Origin of the sequence: Candidatus Accumulibacter sp. ACC007 (assembly GCF_907163205.1) — a bacterium.
GTDB classification, from domain to species: domain Bacteria; phylum Pseudomonadota; class Gammaproteobacteria; order Burkholderiales; family Rhodocyclaceae; genus Accumulibacter; species Accumulibacter regalis.
On sequence record NZ_CAJQUD010000003.1, the window covers coordinates 195,288 to 212,162 of the forward strand.

The 16,875-nt window shown below is 60.9% G+C and carries 13 protein-coding genes and 1 CRISPR repeat array; of the genes, 8 read left to right on the plus strand and 5 right to left on the minus strand.

The genetic code is table 11. The features are described from left to right. Window positions 1-79: 79 nt before the first annotated feature. Window positions 80-1,644 (minus strand): IS3 family transposase gene (locus tag QZ634_RS11660; protein WP_291986322.1). Its coding sequence is split into 2 segments (ribosomal slippage): window positions 80-1,203 and window positions 1,203-1,644, totalling 1,566 coding nucleotides; the frame shifts between segments, so codons are not numbered across the junction. A gap of 97 nt (window positions 1,645-1,741) precedes the next feature. On the opposite strand from QZ634_RS11660, the gene QZ634_RS11665 reads away from it, so the two are divergent. Further along, complete coding sequence (locus QZ634_RS11665) at window positions 1,742-2,320, plus strand: hypothetical protein (protein ID WP_291988521.1); 579 nt, start codon at window positions 1,742-1,744, stop codon at window positions 2,318-2,320. A gap of 3 nt (window positions 2,321-2,323) precedes the next feature. Then, window positions 2,324-2,980 carry a hypothetical protein gene (locus QZ634_RS11670; protein ID WP_291988523.1) on the plus strand — a complete coding sequence of 219 codons (657 nt, stop codon included), beginning with the start codon at window positions 2,324-2,326 and terminating at the stop codon, window positions 2,978-2,980. Window positions 2,981-3,167: 187 nt separating this feature from the next. Beyond that, a CRISPR array of direct repeats spans window positions 3,168-4,636; the repeat unit is 28 nt; unit sequence TTTCTAAGCCGCCATCACGGCGGCAAAC. Between the two features lie 186 nt (window positions 4,637-4,822). On the opposite strand, the gene cas6f is transcribed toward QZ634_RS11670, so the two are convergent. The 4 genes from cas6f to QZ634_RS11690 form a co-directional block, all read right to left on the minus strand. Further along, window positions 4,823-5,407, minus strand: coding sequence for a type I-F CRISPR-associated endoribonuclease Cas6/Csy4 (gene cas6f, locus QZ634_RS11675; RefSeq protein WP_291988525.1), 585 nt, complete (start codon window positions 5,405-5,407; stop codon window positions 4,823-4,825). A 76-nt stretch (window positions 5,408-5,483) separates the two neighbouring features. After that, entirely contained in the window at window positions 5,484-6,617 is a 1,134-nt protein-coding gene (csy3, locus tag QZ634_RS11680; RefSeq protein WP_291988527.1) for a type I-F CRISPR-associated protein Csy3, read from the minus strand. Window positions 6,618-6,629: 12 nt separating this feature from the next. After that, the gene (locus tag QZ634_RS11685; RefSeq protein ID WP_291988529.1) at window positions 6,630-7,553 is read right to left on the minus strand and encodes a type I-F CRISPR-associated protein Csy2; all 924 of its coding nucleotides are present in this window, start codon (window positions 7,551-7,553) and stop codon (window positions 6,630-6,632) included. Next, window positions 7,550-8,782 (minus strand): hypothetical protein, encoded by a 1,233-nt coding sequence (locus QZ634_RS11690; protein ID WP_291988531.1) that lies wholly within the window; start codon window positions 8,780-8,782, stop codon window positions 7,550-7,552. Before QZ634_RS11690 ends, QZ634_RS11685 begins: the two co-directional genes overlap by 4 nt. 246 nt (window positions 8,783-9,028) lie before the next feature. Here QZ634_RS11690 and cas1f point away from each other — a divergent pair, with 246 nt between their 5' ends. From cas1f to QZ634_RS11720, 6 genes are all read left to right on the plus strand, one after another. Beyond that, window positions 9,029-9,949: a type I-F CRISPR-associated endonuclease Cas1f gene (gene cas1f, locus QZ634_RS11695; RefSeq protein WP_291988533.1), complete on the plus strand. Its 921-nt coding sequence runs from the start codon at window positions 9,029-9,031 to the stop codon at window positions 9,947-9,949. Beyond that, window positions 9,946-13,371, plus strand: coding sequence for a CRISPR-associated endonuclease Cas3'' (locus tag QZ634_RS11700; RefSeq protein WP_291988535.1), 3,426 nt, complete (start codon window positions 9,946-9,948; stop codon window positions 13,369-13,371). Before cas1f ends, QZ634_RS11700 begins: the two co-directional genes overlap by 4 nt. Then, complete coding sequence (locus QZ634_RS11705) at window positions 13,368-14,918, plus strand: Fic family protein (RefSeq protein WP_291988537.1); 1,551 nt, start codon at window positions 13,368-13,370, stop codon at window positions 14,916-14,918. The genes QZ634_RS11700 and QZ634_RS11705 overlap by 4 nt, the downstream gene beginning before the upstream one ends. A gap of 20 nt (window positions 14,919-14,938) precedes the next feature. Beyond that, window positions 14,939-15,166: a hypothetical protein gene (locus tag QZ634_RS11710; protein ID WP_291988539.1), complete on the plus strand. Its 228-nt coding sequence runs from the start codon at window positions 14,939-14,941 to the stop codon at window positions 15,164-15,166. Window positions 15,167-15,473: 307 nt separating this feature from the next. Further along, window positions 15,474-15,650: a hypothetical protein gene (locus QZ634_RS11715; protein WP_366145389.1), complete on the plus strand. Its 177-nt coding sequence runs from the start codon at window positions 15,474-15,476 to the stop codon at window positions 15,648-15,650. 69 nt (window positions 15,651-15,719) lie between these two features. Continuing rightward, the gene (locus QZ634_RS11720) at window positions 15,720-16,874 is read left to right on the plus strand and encodes a Fic family protein (RefSeq protein ID WP_291988540.1); all 1,155 of its coding nucleotides are present in this window, start codon (window positions 15,720-15,722) and stop codon (window positions 16,872-16,874) included. Window position 16,875 lies beyond the last annotated feature (1 nt).

The window sequence follows — 16,875 nt, forward strand, 5'->3', positions numbered from 1 at the left end:
CGGCGGGGCGAACCACTTTGCGTACGGGGCAGACGGGCGCTGGGAGATCGGTGCATGTCAAGATACTTGTCGCCTGAGTTCATGCTGCCAATGGCATACTTTTGGCCGTACTGGTTGCCGCCGCCACGACGGCATCCTGTTCCGGGTTGAGCGCCACGGCACGGATGGGCGACCAATTCCGAGTGTGTCGGCTCCAACGTGCCGGGTGCTTCGCACGGGCGTCTTCGTAGAGCAGATGACGGGCCGCCAAGAGAGCCTCATCGTCGCCGGCATGACGTTGCTCTGGGGTGACATAGCGAATGCCGCTATGGCGGTGCTCCGTGTTGTACCAGCGCACGAAGTCGCTTCCCCAGAGGCGTGCCTGTTCGATGGTCTCGAAGCCTCTGGCGGGGAATTCCGGCCGGTACTTTGCGGTACGGAATAGCGCCTCGGCATAGGCGTTGTCGTCGGACACCCGCGGTCGTGAGTACGACGGTTTGATCCCCAGCCAATGCAGCATCGCCAGGACCGTGGTGGCCTTCAGGGTTGAGCCATTGTCACCGTGCAAAACCGGTTTGGACGCCAGGGAATGGATTCCCTCGGCCAGAGCGGTACGTTTAACCAAGTGAGCGGCGTGGTCGGAATCGTCCTTGACCTCGACCGTGAAGCCGACGATCTTGCGACTATACAAGTCCAGGATCAGGTAGAGGTAGAACCACTGTCCGATGACCTGCGTGGGCAGATAGGTCATATCCCAGCACCAGACCTGACGTGGGCCGGTGGCAATCTGCGTCGTGGGCGGCTTGGGGGTAGCGGATGGCGCCTGCGCGCGACCGCGATGGCGCACTTGATCGTGTTCGCGCAAGACCCGGTAGAAGCTTGATTCGCTGGCAATAAAGCGCCCTTCGTCGGCCAAGGCAGGCACGATGCGGGCGGGCGGCAGGGCGGCGAAGCGCGGCTCGTTGGCGACGCTGACGATTTCGGCACGCTCGGTCTCGGTCAGTGCGTGCGCGGGCGTGGGTCGCTCAGCCAGGGGCCGACCATCGCCGCGTTGCAGGCCGACGCCCGCCTTCCAGCGCTGGCAAGTACGCGCATCAATACCGACGATCTCGCACGCTTTGGCCAGCCGGGCGCCGGCCTGGTGTGCATCGTCGATGTGGGCCACGAGAGTTTGGCGATCTTCCAGACGGATCATTCGTCCGCGCCCCCCGGGAAGATCGCCGAGAGCTTTTTTGAGAGCACCAGTAACGCGGCGGTTTCGGCCAGCGCCTTGTCCTTGCGCAGCAGTTCCCGTTCCAGTTCCTTGATGCGCTTTCTGTCGGCTCGCGTCTCTCCCTGGCTGGCGCGTGCTTCACCGGGATCGGCAAGGGCTTCGGTCGCGCCTTGCCGCCAGCGTTCGAGTTCGCTGGGATAAACGCCATGCTCCCGGCACCAGGCACTTTGTCCCGCCTCATCCAGCGCCGCCGTGGCAACCACCGCCTCCAGCCGGCCGGCCGCTGACCAGGCCCGCTCGCGAGCGGGCCTGGTCAGCGCCTCACCCCGCCAACGCTCCAACGTGGTCACCGAAATGCCGACCTCTTGCGCCAAGGCCTCTATCGCCACACTCTCCGGCGGCAATAGCCGCGCCAACACTCGATCCTTCATTGCTTGTCCGTAACGTGCCACTTCTTGTCCTCACTATCGCCCCCATGGTTCAGATCCTATCAAGGCGACAAGTAGTCTGACACAGGGGGAGATCATCGCAGCGCAAGATTGCACGCTGGTGAGTGGCACGAGCTACGTGCTGCAGAATCTGTTGCGCGGACGATTCGGCAGCGAGTGGGCGATGGGGCTGCATTCGGTCGGGGATGCGCTGGTGCTGCTCGACACCGCCGATGTCGCAGCGATCGCGACAAATTCCGGGTCGATCGGCCTGTCGTACATCTACCGCGGAGTGACCGCTGATCGGGACATCAGCACCGATGCCAACCGGGCCTTCGCGTACCAGGGGGTCAATCTCAAGCCGCTGTCGCCGATCGCCCTAACCGGAGACCGGGACCCTTCGAGCAATGATTGGGCACTGACCTGGATTCGCCGCACACGCGACAGCGGCGAGTGGCGGGACTACGTCGATGTGTCGCTCGGCGAGGCCACTGAATCCTACGCCATTGAGGTCTATGCCGACGGCAGCTATGCGACGGTCAAGCGGACGATCACGGCGAGTTCGCCCTTCTGCGTCTACCCGAGCGCCGATCAGGTCAGTGACTTCGGCGCCAACCAGGCGACGCTGTATCTCAAGCTCACTCAGATCTCGGCCACCGTCGGCCGGGGATATCCCCTTACGACTTCTCTCACGAGGTAGACCATGGCCAGCAGCACCACGAATCTCGACCTGATCGCGCAATCGCAGTCGTCCAAGGAAGTGACGGCCAATGCGCTATTCGACGCCGGCAGCCCGGCGACCCTGTTCGGCCGGCGCGCCAGCCTGTGCTCGGGACTCAACTGGTTCTACTACGGCGGAGTGATGATGGTCGATGGCGTGCTGACGGCGATCAGCAACAATGCTGCGGCGCTGACCCTCACCGCCTCGACCACGAATTACATCGAGGCCACGCGCACGGGCGTGGTGTCGAAGAATACCGTGGGCTTTAGCGGCGGATCGATTCCGCTCTACACGGCGGTCACGGGTACCGCCACCGTCACGAGTTACACCGATCAGCGTGCGTGGGTCGCGCCGGCGTACCTGCCCGGCAGGGCGAGTGTCGCGGTGGCGGCTTCCGACGTAACGCTGACGGCCGCAGAGGCGCGTTGCCGGTACTTGACCACGACCGGTGCGCTCACAGGCAACCGCAGCGTGATTGTGCCGAATGACTGGGAGGGCATTGTCTACTGCAGCAACAGCGGTGGGTTTGCGACGACGGTCAAGACGGTTGCCGGAAGCGGTGTAGTGGTGGCGCAGGGGAAACGTGCGTTGCTGCTGGCCGATGGATCCAACGTCGTTCGCGTGACGCCGGATACCTGACAGGCCACCTCGGCCGAACTCGCCGCGTCGAACACAACCCGTCTTTCCTCACCCGACCGCCCGAGGCACATGCCTCCGGCGGTCCTTTTGCATTGGAGCGTCATCTTGCCAGAACCAACCAGTAGTGGCGTCGCCGGGGCCGCTGCGTTCAAACCGAGGCGGTAGAGAATGAGCTTTCCGGCGACGGTTTCTAAGCCGCCATCACGGCGGCAAACCTGTCGTGCGCGAGCATACCGGCCATTTCTGTTTTCTAAGCCGCCATCACGGCGGCAAACCGCTAATACTCAGCAAGGCCTCGTCGCATATTTTTCTAAGCCGCCATCACGGCGGCAAACACAAGCAGCGTTCCGCTGCCTGCGGCGCCATATTTCTAAGCCGCCATCACGGCGGCAAACCTTGTGATGGCCAGCGCAGAAATGCTGGTTGTTTTCTAAGCCGCCATCACGGCGGCAAACTTGACCGGGACGAAATGGACGTCTGGCCCTGTTTTCTAAGCCGCCATCACGGCGGCAAACCGGTGCAAGCTGGGACGCTCTAACCGCATATTTTTCTAAGCCGCCATCACGGCGGCAAACCTCTGCATTCCGATGCGTGTCGGGAAGTCTTTTTTCTAAGCCGCCATCACGGCGGCAAACGGGCGGCTACGTGTCTGGGCATTCCGCTTGCGTTTCTAAGCCGCCATCACGGCGGCAAACGCTGCTCCAGTTCCCGCCGGAGATCGCGCACATTTCTAAGCCGCCATCACGGCGGCAAACCCGAGAGGGCGGCGATCGGCACGTACTTGGCAGTTTCTAAGCCGCCATCACGGCGGCAAACCACAGGATGCCTCCGTACTCTACACCTCGGATTTTCTAAGCCGCCATCACGGCGGCAAACTCTTTCGGCTGGCGTTTTCGAGTGGCTTGTAATTTCTAAGCCGCCATCACGGCGGCAAACGCAGGGCAGCTAACAAGGCCAAGTGGATACTATTTCTAAGCCGCCATCACGGCGGCAAACCTTGATATGTCGGTCAAACTTGCCCACATACATTTCTAAGCCGCCATCACGGCGGCAAACTATGCGGTGGATGCCTGAACACTTGCGAAAAATTTCTAAGCCGCCATCACGGCGGCAAACGACGGCCTCTGGGCGCTCGGCGTGCAATGGACTTTCTAAGCCGCCATCACGGCGGCAAACATGGAGGTCTCCTGTTGCGGGGGTTTGGACTATTTCTAAGCCGCCATCACGGCGGCAAACACCTGCTGAACGACCAATGGTGCCGACATTTTTTTCTAAGCCGCCATCACGGCGGCAAACTGTGGTTCCAAGCCCGGCGGCGTTGCCGGTTGTTTCTAAGCCGCCATCACGGCGGCAAACTAGGTTTCTTTTACAGCTGATACCGTTTGTTCTTTCTAAGCCGCCATCACGGCGGCAAACCATAGCGATAATCACTGCGGCAATTGGCGTTATTTCTAAGCCGCCATCACGGCGGCAAACCGACAGCCTCATAGCTCTTACCACCCCCCGGATTTCTAAGCCGCCATCACGGCGGCAAACGTCGGTAAGCCGGGCCTCTTCTGCCTGCTCGGTTTCTAAGCCGCCATCACGGCGGCAAACACCCCCGGCGACTCATCGGCCCCCACTCGCCGTTTCTAAGCCGCCATCACGGCGGCAAACCGCAACAAAAAACTACGATTTCCCCAATTAATCATCAACTTGGTTGAACACCGATGCCCAATGTGACTTTCTCGCCCCGACACCGTAAGTGCTTGATTCCTGGAGCACTAACGGATCAGGGAGAGAACACCACATTTCCTGGGCGGGGACGCTCTGGCCAACCCAGCGCGTTGATCGCTGCTTCGCTCAAAACATCGGTACCTCATGGGTTCTGGAGAGCCCATAGGCATTGAACGCGCCGTCGGCGCCTTTCCTGTCCGGCAGATCGCGGCGCTGAATTCGAAGCAGAAAGGTCTCCCCGTTGGACTGACTTTGCAGAGCGATCACAAAACCTGGCTGCTCGTCCTGTTTCGCTGGAATCGCAAAGCCAAGCTCTTTCAGCCGATGCCGTGCCCGCTTGCGGGCTGATGGAGAGAGGCGATCGGCAACACGATTTCGGGAGAACGTCGCAAACCGCTGGATTGCAGGCAACTCCTGGATAGTAGCGTCCAAGTGACGAACATAGCGATGGATGTGCGGATGTCGCAAGAAACGCCCCAGCACCTTCTCGTCTTCGGAAAATACGCGTAGCAACCCACCGTGCCCGGTCTCGCAGGCAAGCGGGAAAGCGATGGCGATTTCATTCTGGCTGGAAGCGTTTTCCCCGCACTCCTGAACGATCGCCAGGTGCGTACCTTTAAACATCTGCGACATCAGAAAACTTACCTCCCCCAGATCGAGAGGTCCCGGGCCCCTACGGGCGTCGAGATCAACGTAATACTTCGGATTCATGGGCGCTCCCACCATTCATTAGGTGAAGGTAAGTAAAGGTAACGGCAGGCTGCTTTCTCCACGCGCTTGACCTCTGCTATTCCGCGACAAAGCCAGTGGCTGTGTCAGCATCTGATTTGCCGGGTTTCATGGCCGCTTTCTTTTCGGCGGCAAGCGCTCTCTTGGCACTCGCGTCGGCAGCCTTTTTTTCATTATCAGCGCTTGCCGAAAAGACGCCCCCACGCATCAGACAGGCTGCCAGGTAGACCGAGCGATCGTCTGCGCTTCCTGTCGACTTCATCTCTTTCGCAAGATCTTCGATGGCCATCAGGTGCGAATAGAGATCGGTCTTCGAAGCGACGCTACGAAAGCTCTCCTGATGCTGGTGTGAGTAGCCCATCGGCTCGATCGACAACGGCCCGACATTGGGTCCGAATTCCGGATGCCAAATATCGAACGCACGAATTGCCGCGCCAATTTTTTGCGGATGCATTGCGGCCGTTTCGACTCCACCATCCGGGACGAAATACAGGACTTTGCTCTTTCCGTTCGTCTCCTTCTTCATCTCGAGTTCCTGGCTCGGAAATACCTCCTGTCCGAAACCGATAGTGACCTCCGTATCAATCGACAACATCAGTACCCTGCGCCGATCCGCAAGAGCACCGGCGACGAGGTCGACGAGATCGTCGGGACCCGTAAAGCCCTCGGGTGTTGCCGCCGAGACGTGGTCCGCATCAAAGCGCCACTCCTTGCCCTCGGCCCTGACCAGGACGGTCTTGTCGATGCCATAGCCATTGCGCCAGAGCGCGGCTGCCGCAGCAATGCGCCAGACGATCAAGCGAGCAAGCCGCTCGAATCCGCCGGCGTCGCGGAAGCTATCGAGGAACTGCCGAATCTTGCTGGTGTAGGCGAAGTCGTTACACGACTGTCGATCGGTCGAAATCGCGATGACGTTCATCGAAAACGAAAGGCGTAGACGCTGTGAATCTTCCGGCAGGAATGCGCCATCCACCCTTTGCGGGTTCGGCGTATTGATGTCCTTGAGCGTTTTTGCGTCCCCACGCGCCAGCTTGTAAGCGTCGCCGTGACTGGACTTGGCGCCGCGAACCGAAAACTCGCGTACGGCGATTGGTTTGAGGGAACCGTCGTCCATGACTGCCCGCATGATGCCGTTGCTGTACTGTATGGCGCGGGAAACCGAGAAAAAGGAAGGAAGTGCCACATTGCTCATGATCAACCTCGATTAGGAATTAAAGGACGACGCATTGAAAAGATAGAGCCCCGCCGCGCGATCCGAAAAGGGATGCCAGAAGGCCTTAAAGTCCAGATTACGCATCAGACGCCTGGCGGTGATGAACTCACCGAGCCCGAGAACAGGGGTCGCAACAACGGTGGGAATGTGTGGATCACGCGCTGCGGGGCGGCCGACAAGGGGTGCGGTAACAGCCTGATATCCCCTTTCCAGGGGAACCACCCATCCGGCTTGCTGGCGATGCCATTTCCCTGCGCGCTTGGTATCTTCAGTGTCGCCGACAGCTTCGGGCGACTCTTCGCCACCTTCCTCCGCGCTACCGTCGCTTAGTGGCGTCTCATCAAACAGTGCAAGGGCATCGGCGAATGAATCGAACTCGCGGCCCTTGGTGATGAGGTTGTCGCGAGTGATCATGAACTGCGCGCGTGACGCGCGCACTGCCTTGATCGCCCGGCTCAGCGTTTTGTCATCGCTGCCGGAAACGACTTGCGAAAATCGCTCCCCCACGAAAATCGATCCATTGGCGAAGCGCAGCGATGGCACCACTGTCTTGAGCGCAGTTTGCAAGGGTTCGACGTCGAGTAGATCATCGGAATGGATGATCAGCGTGATCGTGGCGTCGCACTTCAATTCATAATCGAGCACCGAAGGAGCCATTTCCGACCTGCCCTTCCACGGCTTCCACAAAGCCATTTTCGGGGTGGCGGGATTCTTTTCACCCTTGTGCAGCGAATAATTCTCGACGCCGATCGCTACCCGCCGGTTTTCACCGAGCGATAGCGCCTGTCTCTTGAGATGACGCTCCAGGGCATGCACAAAGCCAACCGCGTTGCGAGGAAACGCTGCGCCGCCACCGGTCAGCAGGCTGCCTGACGCGCTGATGCCCACGCCGTGGAATCGAATGGCAGTAATCACAGGAGTTCCTCGATCATTTTTTCAATCAATACATCCCGAATCCTCTGGTCCGCGCTGTGCCGCACGAGGCCCATGTGCGTCCTGGCGACGAGGTCGAACACTTCGATGGCCGCAGCCTGGGCCATTGCCTCGCCGATGGCGTCTGCGCGATTGCGCTTGAGATAGGCTCCGATGGCCCCCTCTTCACCTTTCGCGATCGTCCCGGCAGCCACCAGTTCATCGGCCGCCAGCAAGGGCGCCATCAGCACCTCGGCGAACCAACCGTAAGCGGCTTGTTCCTTGTCGCGTTGCTCGCTATTGCCAACTATTTGCTCGAGCGGAGCAGCACGGGTGAAGGTTTGAATGCTGTCTCCGCGAATGCTGTAGCGTGTGTAAACCCGCCCGCCGCGTGCCATACGCGCCGCGAGGGATGAATCCGCTGCGCCGGGGGGCTCGGCCATCAATAGCTGGAAAGCTCCTCCCAAGTCGCTGCACAGCCCGCCGCCATTAACTGGATTTGCGCCGCCGACCGCACACAGCTTTCGTGACGCAAGCCAGCGGCCAGGGGACTGTGCTTGCCTGTGCATTTCGGCGATCATCGGCTCCGATGCTATGGGCAGAATGATCACATCATCGCATCCTTCTTCTTCGTAAAAGATCTGTTTGCCAAGCGGGTGAATTGCAGTCCCGGCAAGATCACTCCCTAGCTGCTCGTGGTAGGCTGCGGCGGTTTCCTTGCAGCAGCTTGCCGGCATTCCGGCGCGGATCAGCGCCGCAGCTAGTGCAGAGTTTTCGCCGAGCAGCAACTGATCGATAACGCGAGTCGGTTCTTCGTCGAGAACCACTCTGGCCAGCAAGAATTTTGCGAAGCGTATCTTTGCGGCGTCGCCCGAATACAGCAGGCCCGGCGGCAGCAAGGCTTCACTGATGAGCCCCTTGGGAAGAGACGATGCATTTGGCTTGGCCGCAAAAATCGGTCGCGTCGTAACTTCCGGATTCGGAAGTTTGAAACCATACGTTCCGATATTCGGGAGAATCGACGGGAATTGCGAAAAATAAGCTTCGAGGCTTTCTCGCGACAGGTCCTTGGGTCCCGCCTCGGCCAAGAGCGCGCTTGCCCAGCGATCCAGCCCACCAGAATCGGCTGAGCCCAAGCTGGGGATTTCGTCGGTCAGATCCTTCTTCCTGACGGTGCAAACCGATCGCTTCACCATTGCCGCCAGCGAAGTTTCCGAATTCTTCCTGATCATTGAAATCTCCGAAATCGTTTGATGACGGGCCGTATTTTACGGCGCTTGCAGCGAAAAGTTGAAAAAACTTTTTTACACACCATGGATAGTTTTTTTTAGGACCGTGTATAGTGGCGGCACGTTAGCGTGCGGCAGTCTGTTGCCTTGCAAGACGTATCTTCCGCTCGGGACCTGCCCTGAATTGGAGGCTTAGAAAATGGTTTGTAAGAGTTAATTCACCGCCGAGATGGCGGCTGTCGGAGTCTTATGTCCAAACGTTTCGATAAATCGATCGCCATCCTTCATTCGAAACGGGAGGGCATTTTCTATCTCGAACACTGCCGGGTGATGATGCGCGACGACCGGGTTGACTACGCGGTCGACCAGGAAAGTGCGGGCACCTATTACTGGAACATTCCTACCGGCAACACTTCGGTTTTGCTACTCGGAGCAGGCACTTCGATCACCCAGGCGGCCGCGCGACGGCTGTCCGAGGATGGCGTGATGCTGGCTTTCGCCGGTGGGGGCGGCACCCCGATTTTCCTGGCGTCTCAATCGGAGTATCGGCCCACCGAATACCTCCAGGGATGGGTTGGCAAGTGGTTTGTACCGGAAAAGCGCTTGGTGATGGCCCGGCGCATGGCCATCGCGCGCTGCAACTTCGTCGATGCCGCATGGGGCAGGATCAAGCGCGTTGCCGAAGCTGGCGCGTCGCCGCAGCCAATGACCACTCGCTTCCGTTCGGCGATTGCCGCCGCGGCATCGGCGCAGGCAATCATGGAAGCCGAGGCGCAATGCGCCAAGCAGATGTACGCCATTCTGGCCAAGGCTTTTGGTCTGTCCGGCTTTTCCCGCGAGCAGGGGAAGCGTGACGGAGGGGACCTCGCCAATTCGTTTCTCGACCACGGCAACTACTTGGCCTACGGTCTGGCGGCGACAGTGCTTTGGGTCTTGGGCATCCCGCATTCGCTGCCTGTATCGCACGGCCTGACGCGGCGCGGTGCGCTGGTTTTCGACACCGCCGACCTCGTCAAGGATGGAATCATCATGCCCCTGGCTTTCGCGTGCGCTGCTGAGGGCCATACCGATCAGGAGTTCCGGAGCGAATGCCTGCGCGAAATCCGCCGGCTCAACGCCATGGAATTCATGTTCGAAACCATCAAGGCGGTGGCCGTGGAGGTCCGGTGAACGTGATCTTCACTTCGGAGAGTGCTGGCAAGGCCAACGCCAGCGTGCGCAGGATTCTTGACCGCTACGCGACGCGGATCGGCAACAACGCCTGGGAAGCGTCGCTGACGCAAGAGGGACTCGGCACCGTAAAGGCGCTTCTCAACCGGGCGAGTTCGCGACACACCTCGGTCGTGTGCCACCGCATCACCGGCGATGGCGCGCGGGTGGTCGCCTGGATCATCGGCAACAAGCGCGCTTTCACCACCGGTGGTGCCTGCGCCACGGGCTGGACCGCCAGGAAGTTGCGCAAGGAAGACACCGACCTGCCCTACCCCGTGCGGCTGATGTCGAGGCTGGTCTCGCTGGCCGGGCTCCTGCACGACATCGGTAAGGCGAACAGCGCGTTTCAGAAGGTAATTCGCAACGAGAACAGCCAGGAAGCCTTTCGCCACGAAGCGGCCAGCGCCATGATGCTGGGCTGGCTCCATGGCTCTGGCGACGACGGGCAATGGGTCGCTTCCTTCATCGCGGCGATCGACAACGACGAACTCGACGACAGGATTCGCAAGTCACTGCACGCGCAGGCGGCGAAGCACCACGCGGGGAACCAGCAGGGCGAAGATATCGACGAGAGACGGATTTTCTCGGGGGCCGATCGGCGTGCCCTCAAGGAAACCCCCGTGCTTTTCGGCTTGCTGTGGCTGATGGTCGCTCATCATCGCCTGCCCGAGGGCAATCCGCTCGTCTCACTCGCAGCGGCAGAGATCAACTCTTCGGGTCACGCGCGGCTAGATGCGAAAGCTCTGAGGGTCGATACGCTCGTTGCGGAAGGACTGCCGTGGTTACATGATGCCTGGAAGAAGCGCCTGCGCGACGACCTGCAATCGCTAGCCGGCCTCCTAGCCGAACCGCGCTTTGCCGAGGCAAAGACTTGTCTGTTCGATCACCTGCGGCTTTTCGGGCGGCCGGCGCTGCAGCTTGCCGACCACTTGGTTTCGTCAGACAAGCGACCCGACCGGTTGCCTTCGCCGGTCTACGCCTACGCCAACTCGGCCGTGCTCCCCGACGGTTCGCCGACCCTCGGTCAGAAGCTACACGCGCACCTGATCGCGGTGAGCCGCAACGCCGTCCTGGCCGCCCAGGAAATCCTGACGCTGCGTCGCGAAATGCCGGGCGTGGAAGCGGGCGAAATTCCGTTGGCGCTTCGCAGGAAGGGCCGGGATCCGAAATATGCGTGGCAGGACGAGGCGGCGAGCGCAATTCGCGCGCATCGCACGGGCGTTCATGAAGGCGCTTTTTTTGGCGTCATGATCGCCGGGACCGGCTCTGGCAAAACAATCGCCGCCCTGAAAGTCGCCGCAGCGTTCAGGAGCGCTTTGCGCGTGGTCTATGCCTCGCCCTTGCGCTCGCTTACCCTGCAGTCAGGCAACGAGTTCGCCGACATGGGGTTTGGCAGTGACGACATGGCGACGATCATCGGTGACCCGCTGATCCAGAAGATGTTCGACATCGAGGGCAGGTCGCAGGATCTCCGCGAGTCGATCTGCAATCCGGAGTGCGATGAGGAGGCGATCGAGGTCGTGGGCGGCGGTTCATCAGCGGATCTCGGCGAGCGCTTGCGCACGCTGCGGTGCTTCGACGATCGCCAAGTGCGGATGATCACCACGCCAGTGCTCGCGGCAACGCTCGATACGGTGATGAAGCTCGCCGACGGTCGGCGCGGCAGCTACCTGACCCATTTGCTGCGCATGGCCTCCTCGGATCTGATCATCGACGAGGTTGACATGTATTCGCCGGTGGATCTTCTGGCGATTGGCCGTCTCGTCGAAGCCGCGGGTTTCTGGCGTAGCCGCGTTACCCTGAGTTCGGCGACACTCTCGCCAGTGATCGCATTTGCTCTCTTTCGCGCCTACCTCGCCGGTGTCAAATCCCGCGATGCTCTGGACAGCGCGGAGACACGGATCTTCGGCGGCTGGTTTTCGGATTCGACGCCGGCCGTTATCCAGAAAATCGCTTCGCCGGAAGGGTTCGAGCAGGAACACCTGGCGTTTGCCGGGTCGGTTGCGAAGATCTCGGGCGCACAGGGTAAACGGCGCGTTGCCGGATATATTCATCGTCAAGAAACTGCGGATTCCCCCGCCTCAGAGCAGCGGCAGCAGCTATTGTCCCTGGTGGCTGCCGTCAAGCATCTTCACCGGCTCAACGCTGTATCCCTGGCAGACGAGCGTCGCTTTTCCGTCGGCTGCGTTCAGGTGGTCAATGTCTTGCATTGCCAGCGCTTCGCCCTGGCGCTCGCGGCCTGGGCCGCCGAGGAAAAAACTGGCGAGGCGCTCGATATCCGCGTGGTTTGTCTGCATGGCAGACTGTCGCTGGCAAGTCGCAACTGGATTGACGGGCAGCTGAACCGGATGCTTTGCCGAAAGGGAGAAAATGGCGATCTCGCGCCGCTGGCCAATCCCTTCGTGCGGGATTTCGTTGCCGGTTCGCCGTGCCTGAACATCGCGGTGATCCTCGTTTCGACCCTGGAGACCACCGGCCGGGATCATGATTTCGATTGGGGAGTGATCGAGAGCCGACAAGAGCGCGACATTCTCCAGTTTGCCGGGCGGATACGCCGGCATCGACCGGCCCTGCCCGACAGCGGCTTCAAGAACTTGGTGATTTGGGATGTGCCGCTGCGATGGGATGGAAAGCCATGGCAACCGCAGAACACGCGCGACAACCCGGTGGCTTTTAAGCGCTTCGGGGTGGGCGACACGATGGGTGAACCGGTCGACCGCCCGGGGGGGAGCAATCTCACGCAGGTGCTGTTGCGTCGCGCCACCGGAGGGGACGCCGACGCTGGCCGCTATGGGGCGATGCCGAACTACAAGGCGATGATGTCGCAGACCTATGGGAAGGACGCTTTCGTTACGCCGTCGAGGTGCCTGAGTGAAGCGTTTCCGCGCGCGCGCGAATACGACCCGCAGGAAAATGAGGCCTATACGGTGCGAGCCTGCGAGACACAGCGCCTGCGCAACGTGCTGCTCGAACAGCGAAGAAATAAAAACCACAGCCTCGTCGAGTGGCTGGCCAACTGCAACCGGGCCGGCCGATTGCTGAGCTACCATCAGAATCTCTATCGCTTTCGGGCCGGGCGCCGCATGTACCTTTATTGGCACGATTGGCGCGACGGAGAACAGCAGTGGTTCTACGTCGTCGAACCGGGCCGGGAACTGGAGACGTCGAAACCGCAGAGGTGCATCACTGACTTAAACGTCGAAGTAAAGGGCTTCCTGTTCACCTTTGACGAAGAGGCCGAGATCGACGAAATCCGTGCCAAAACCGGGGCATTTCTCAAGAAGGATCGCATCCGGCTCGCGAGCGTATATTTCACGCAGCAGCCGTCTGCTGACAATTCACGGCTGGCCTATCACTGCCAAATCGGCCTAATGGGATGACCAAACTTCTCATCAACCTCACCGACCTTCTGCGCCAGCGCACGGTTGAGGGCGAGCGCATCGAGTACAAGGCCGGATGGAATCCGGACGCGATCATTCGCACTCTGTGTGCCTTCGCCAACGACTTCGAAAACCTCGGTGGCGGTTACGTGGTGATCGGGCAAGATTGCGATGCCAATGGCCAGCCGGTGTTCCCACCGGTGGGGCTGGCCGAGAACCAGCTCGACAAGATTCAGCAGGAATTGTTGGCAGCCTGCCAATTGATCCAGCCGCCGTACTTCCCCGTCTTGAGCATTGAGGAAGTTGGAGGCCGCAAGCTGATCGTGCTGTGGGCCCCGGGCGGACAGAACCGGCCCTACAAGGCACCGGAAGCTGTCACGGCCAATAAGAAGACGTGGCGCTACTACATCCGGCGCTACAGCAGCACGGTGGAGGCCAAGGGCGAGACCGAGCAGGAATTGTTGAGTCTGGCGGCCAAGGTCCCGTTCGATGACCGTTATAACCAGGCAGCACGGGTCGATGATCTTTCCGTACCGCTGATGCAGGCCTTTTTGCAGGAGGTGGGCAGTGCGCTGGCGGCAGATGCGCCGGGATTGTCGGTCGAGGCGTTGGCACGGCAGATGAATGTGACGGGCGGCCCCACCGAATCACCATGGCCGAAGAACGTTGGACTGCTGTTTTTCAATGAGATGCCGGAGCGATTTTTCCCCGGCGTGCAGATCGATGTGGTCTGGTTCCCTGAAGGCGCAGGCGGTGATCGCTTCGAGGAAAAGATTTTCAAGGGGCCGCTGGCGCGGATGGCGCGTGAGGCCCTGAGCTACATTCAGCGCAATTTCCTGCGCGAGACAGTCATCAAGCATCCTGACCGCGCGGAGGCCACGCGGGTCTGGAACTTCCCTTACGCCGCTATCGAAGAAGCCTTGGTCAACGCGGTGTATCACCGGTCTTACGAAGAGCGCGAGCCCATTGAGGTGCGCATCAGCAACGAAGAACTGGTCATCTTGAGCTTCCCCGGCCCGGATCGGTCGATCCGGCTGGAGGACTTTCAGGCTGGGCGTGCGGTCAGCCGCCGCTACCGCAACCGGCGGATTGGGGAGTTCCTGAAGGAACTGGAGATGACCGAAGGGCGCTCCACCGGTATCCCGAAAATTCTGAAGGAAATGGCGGCCAACGGCTCCCCCGCGCCGCTGTTCGAGACGGACGACGACCGGCTCTCGTTCGTGATTCGGCTGCCGCGCCATCCGCTGGCGCTTGTCCCGCCAGTAGACTCCGCGCAAGTCACCGCGCAAGTCACCGCGCAAGTCACCGCGCAAGTCGGGACGTTGCTAGAACGAATGAATGGTGAAATGACCCGGCAGGCGATGCAGGATGCGGTGGGTCTTGCTCACAGGGAGCACTTCCGCAAGACCTATTTGGCACCAGCGCTGGAACAGGGCGTCATCGAAATGACCCTGCCCGACAAGCCCAACAGTCGTAGTCAGCGTTACCGCCTAACCGCACTCGGGCAACGCTGGCTGGATGCGCATTCCAGCGGTGGCGCTGCGTGAAAAGCCGGAGAAATTAAGCCATGACCGTTGAGTCACTTCCTGCCTTCACACGCCTCGCTCGCCAGCGCTGGGAGACCATCCCCACCGATATTCGGCAGCGCCTGCTGGCCAATGTGTGGTGCGGGCATTGCCGCCAAGGGGTGACGATCACCAATTTCACCGGAACCATCAAGGGTGGTAATCTGCTGCTGGAGGGCAAATGCGCCGAGTGCCACGGTGACGTGGCACGGGTGATCGAGGGCTCGTGAGCACAACGCCGCAGAATTACGCACCAGTACTCACATGCCCCGATAGCGAGTTTGTTTCCAGGGAACCACGCACCACCAGACAAGAAGACCAACCCCTCATCGGGTTGGTCTTTTTTTGCTTACTGGCGCGGGTTCGTGGGGAAGCCCGGGGACTTCGGTGATTCGCACGGCGACTGCGATCTGGCTGTTTTCACTCTCTCCTGGCCATTCTTCTCTCCGGCCTCCCACCCGTCGGCGACCAGAAGTCCACGAGCGCCTCCAACGCAACCATCGCCAATTGGCTGCCTTCGGCGGTTCGGGAACCCCCGTGATCGCCGCCGAGAAGTCTGGCCGCTACGCGCGAGTGATGGAACTCGACCCGAAGTACGTCGATACGATCGTCTACCGCTGGCAGGACTATGCCGGCCCGAAAGCCACCCGTGAGTCTGATGGGGTGACATTCGATGATCTGACCAGCGAAGCAGTCGGCGTCTGCGGCGAATAGGAAAGCATTCTCCGCGCCGATTGCGGTGAATATCTTGCCGCTGTGCGCAATGCCCGCCATAATCTCCGCATGGCCAACGGCGATTACACCTACATCTGGCAGGCTCCCGACTGGCCGGCCTGGCGCTACGACCTGGCCGCTTTGGCCGGGCCGTTGGCCGACGTCAGCCGCGCCCAGGGTCTGCTCATTGGCCGGCTGGCCGATGTGGGGATCGCACTGCGGGATCAGGCCAGCATGACGACGCTGACCGAGGATGTTCTCAAGACCAGCGAAATCGAGGGTGAGCGCCTCGACGCCGAGTCCGTGCGCTCGTCGATCGCGCGCCGCTTGGGCGTGGACGTCGGAGCGCTGACGCCAGTCGATCGCCACGTCGAAGGCGTGGTCGACATGGTGCTCGATGCGACGGCAGGCTGCGAGGTAGCACTGACACGAGAACGCCTGCTCGGCTGGCACGCGGCCCTGTTTCCGACCGGCTATAGCGGACTCTCACCGATTCGCGTGGGAATGCTCCGGGACGACGGGAACGGACCGATGCAGGTCGTCTCCGGCGCCATCGGTCGGCAGCGTGTCCACTTCGAAGGCCCGCCGGCAGGGACGCTCGAGGCCGAATTGGGGCGCCTCATCGACTGGGTGAACACCGGCTCCGAAGATCACCCGATCCTGAAGGCGGGTCTGGGGCACCTGTGGTTCGTCACGCTCCACCCTTTCGACGACGGCAACGGGCGTATCGCGCGGGCGCTCGGCGACCTGCTGCTGGCTCGTGCCGATGGTAGTCCGCAACGGTTCTACAGTCTGTCGGCGCAAATCCAGCGCGAGCGGCGGGACTATTACGAAATCCTGGAGCGCACGCAAAAGGCTTCGCTGGAGGTGACAGACTGGCTGAGGTGGTTTCTCGAAACCTTGCGGAGCGCGGTCAGCACCGCACAAGAGACCGTGGACGCCGTACTGGCCAAGACGCGCTTCTGGCAGCGCTGGGCCACGACACCGCTGAACGCGCGGCAGGTGAAACTCCTCAACCGCCTACTCGAGGGATTCGAGGGCAAACTGACCAGCAGCAAGTGGGCGGCCATCGGCAAGTGCTCACCGGATACCGCACTGCGCGAGATCAACGAACTGCTCGTCCTGGGTGTGCTGCGCAAGACGCCTGGCGGCGGACGTAGCACGGCATACGAACTCAACAGAGACGCCATTAACAATTCATGGTCGGAGATCGCCGGCTGCTGAG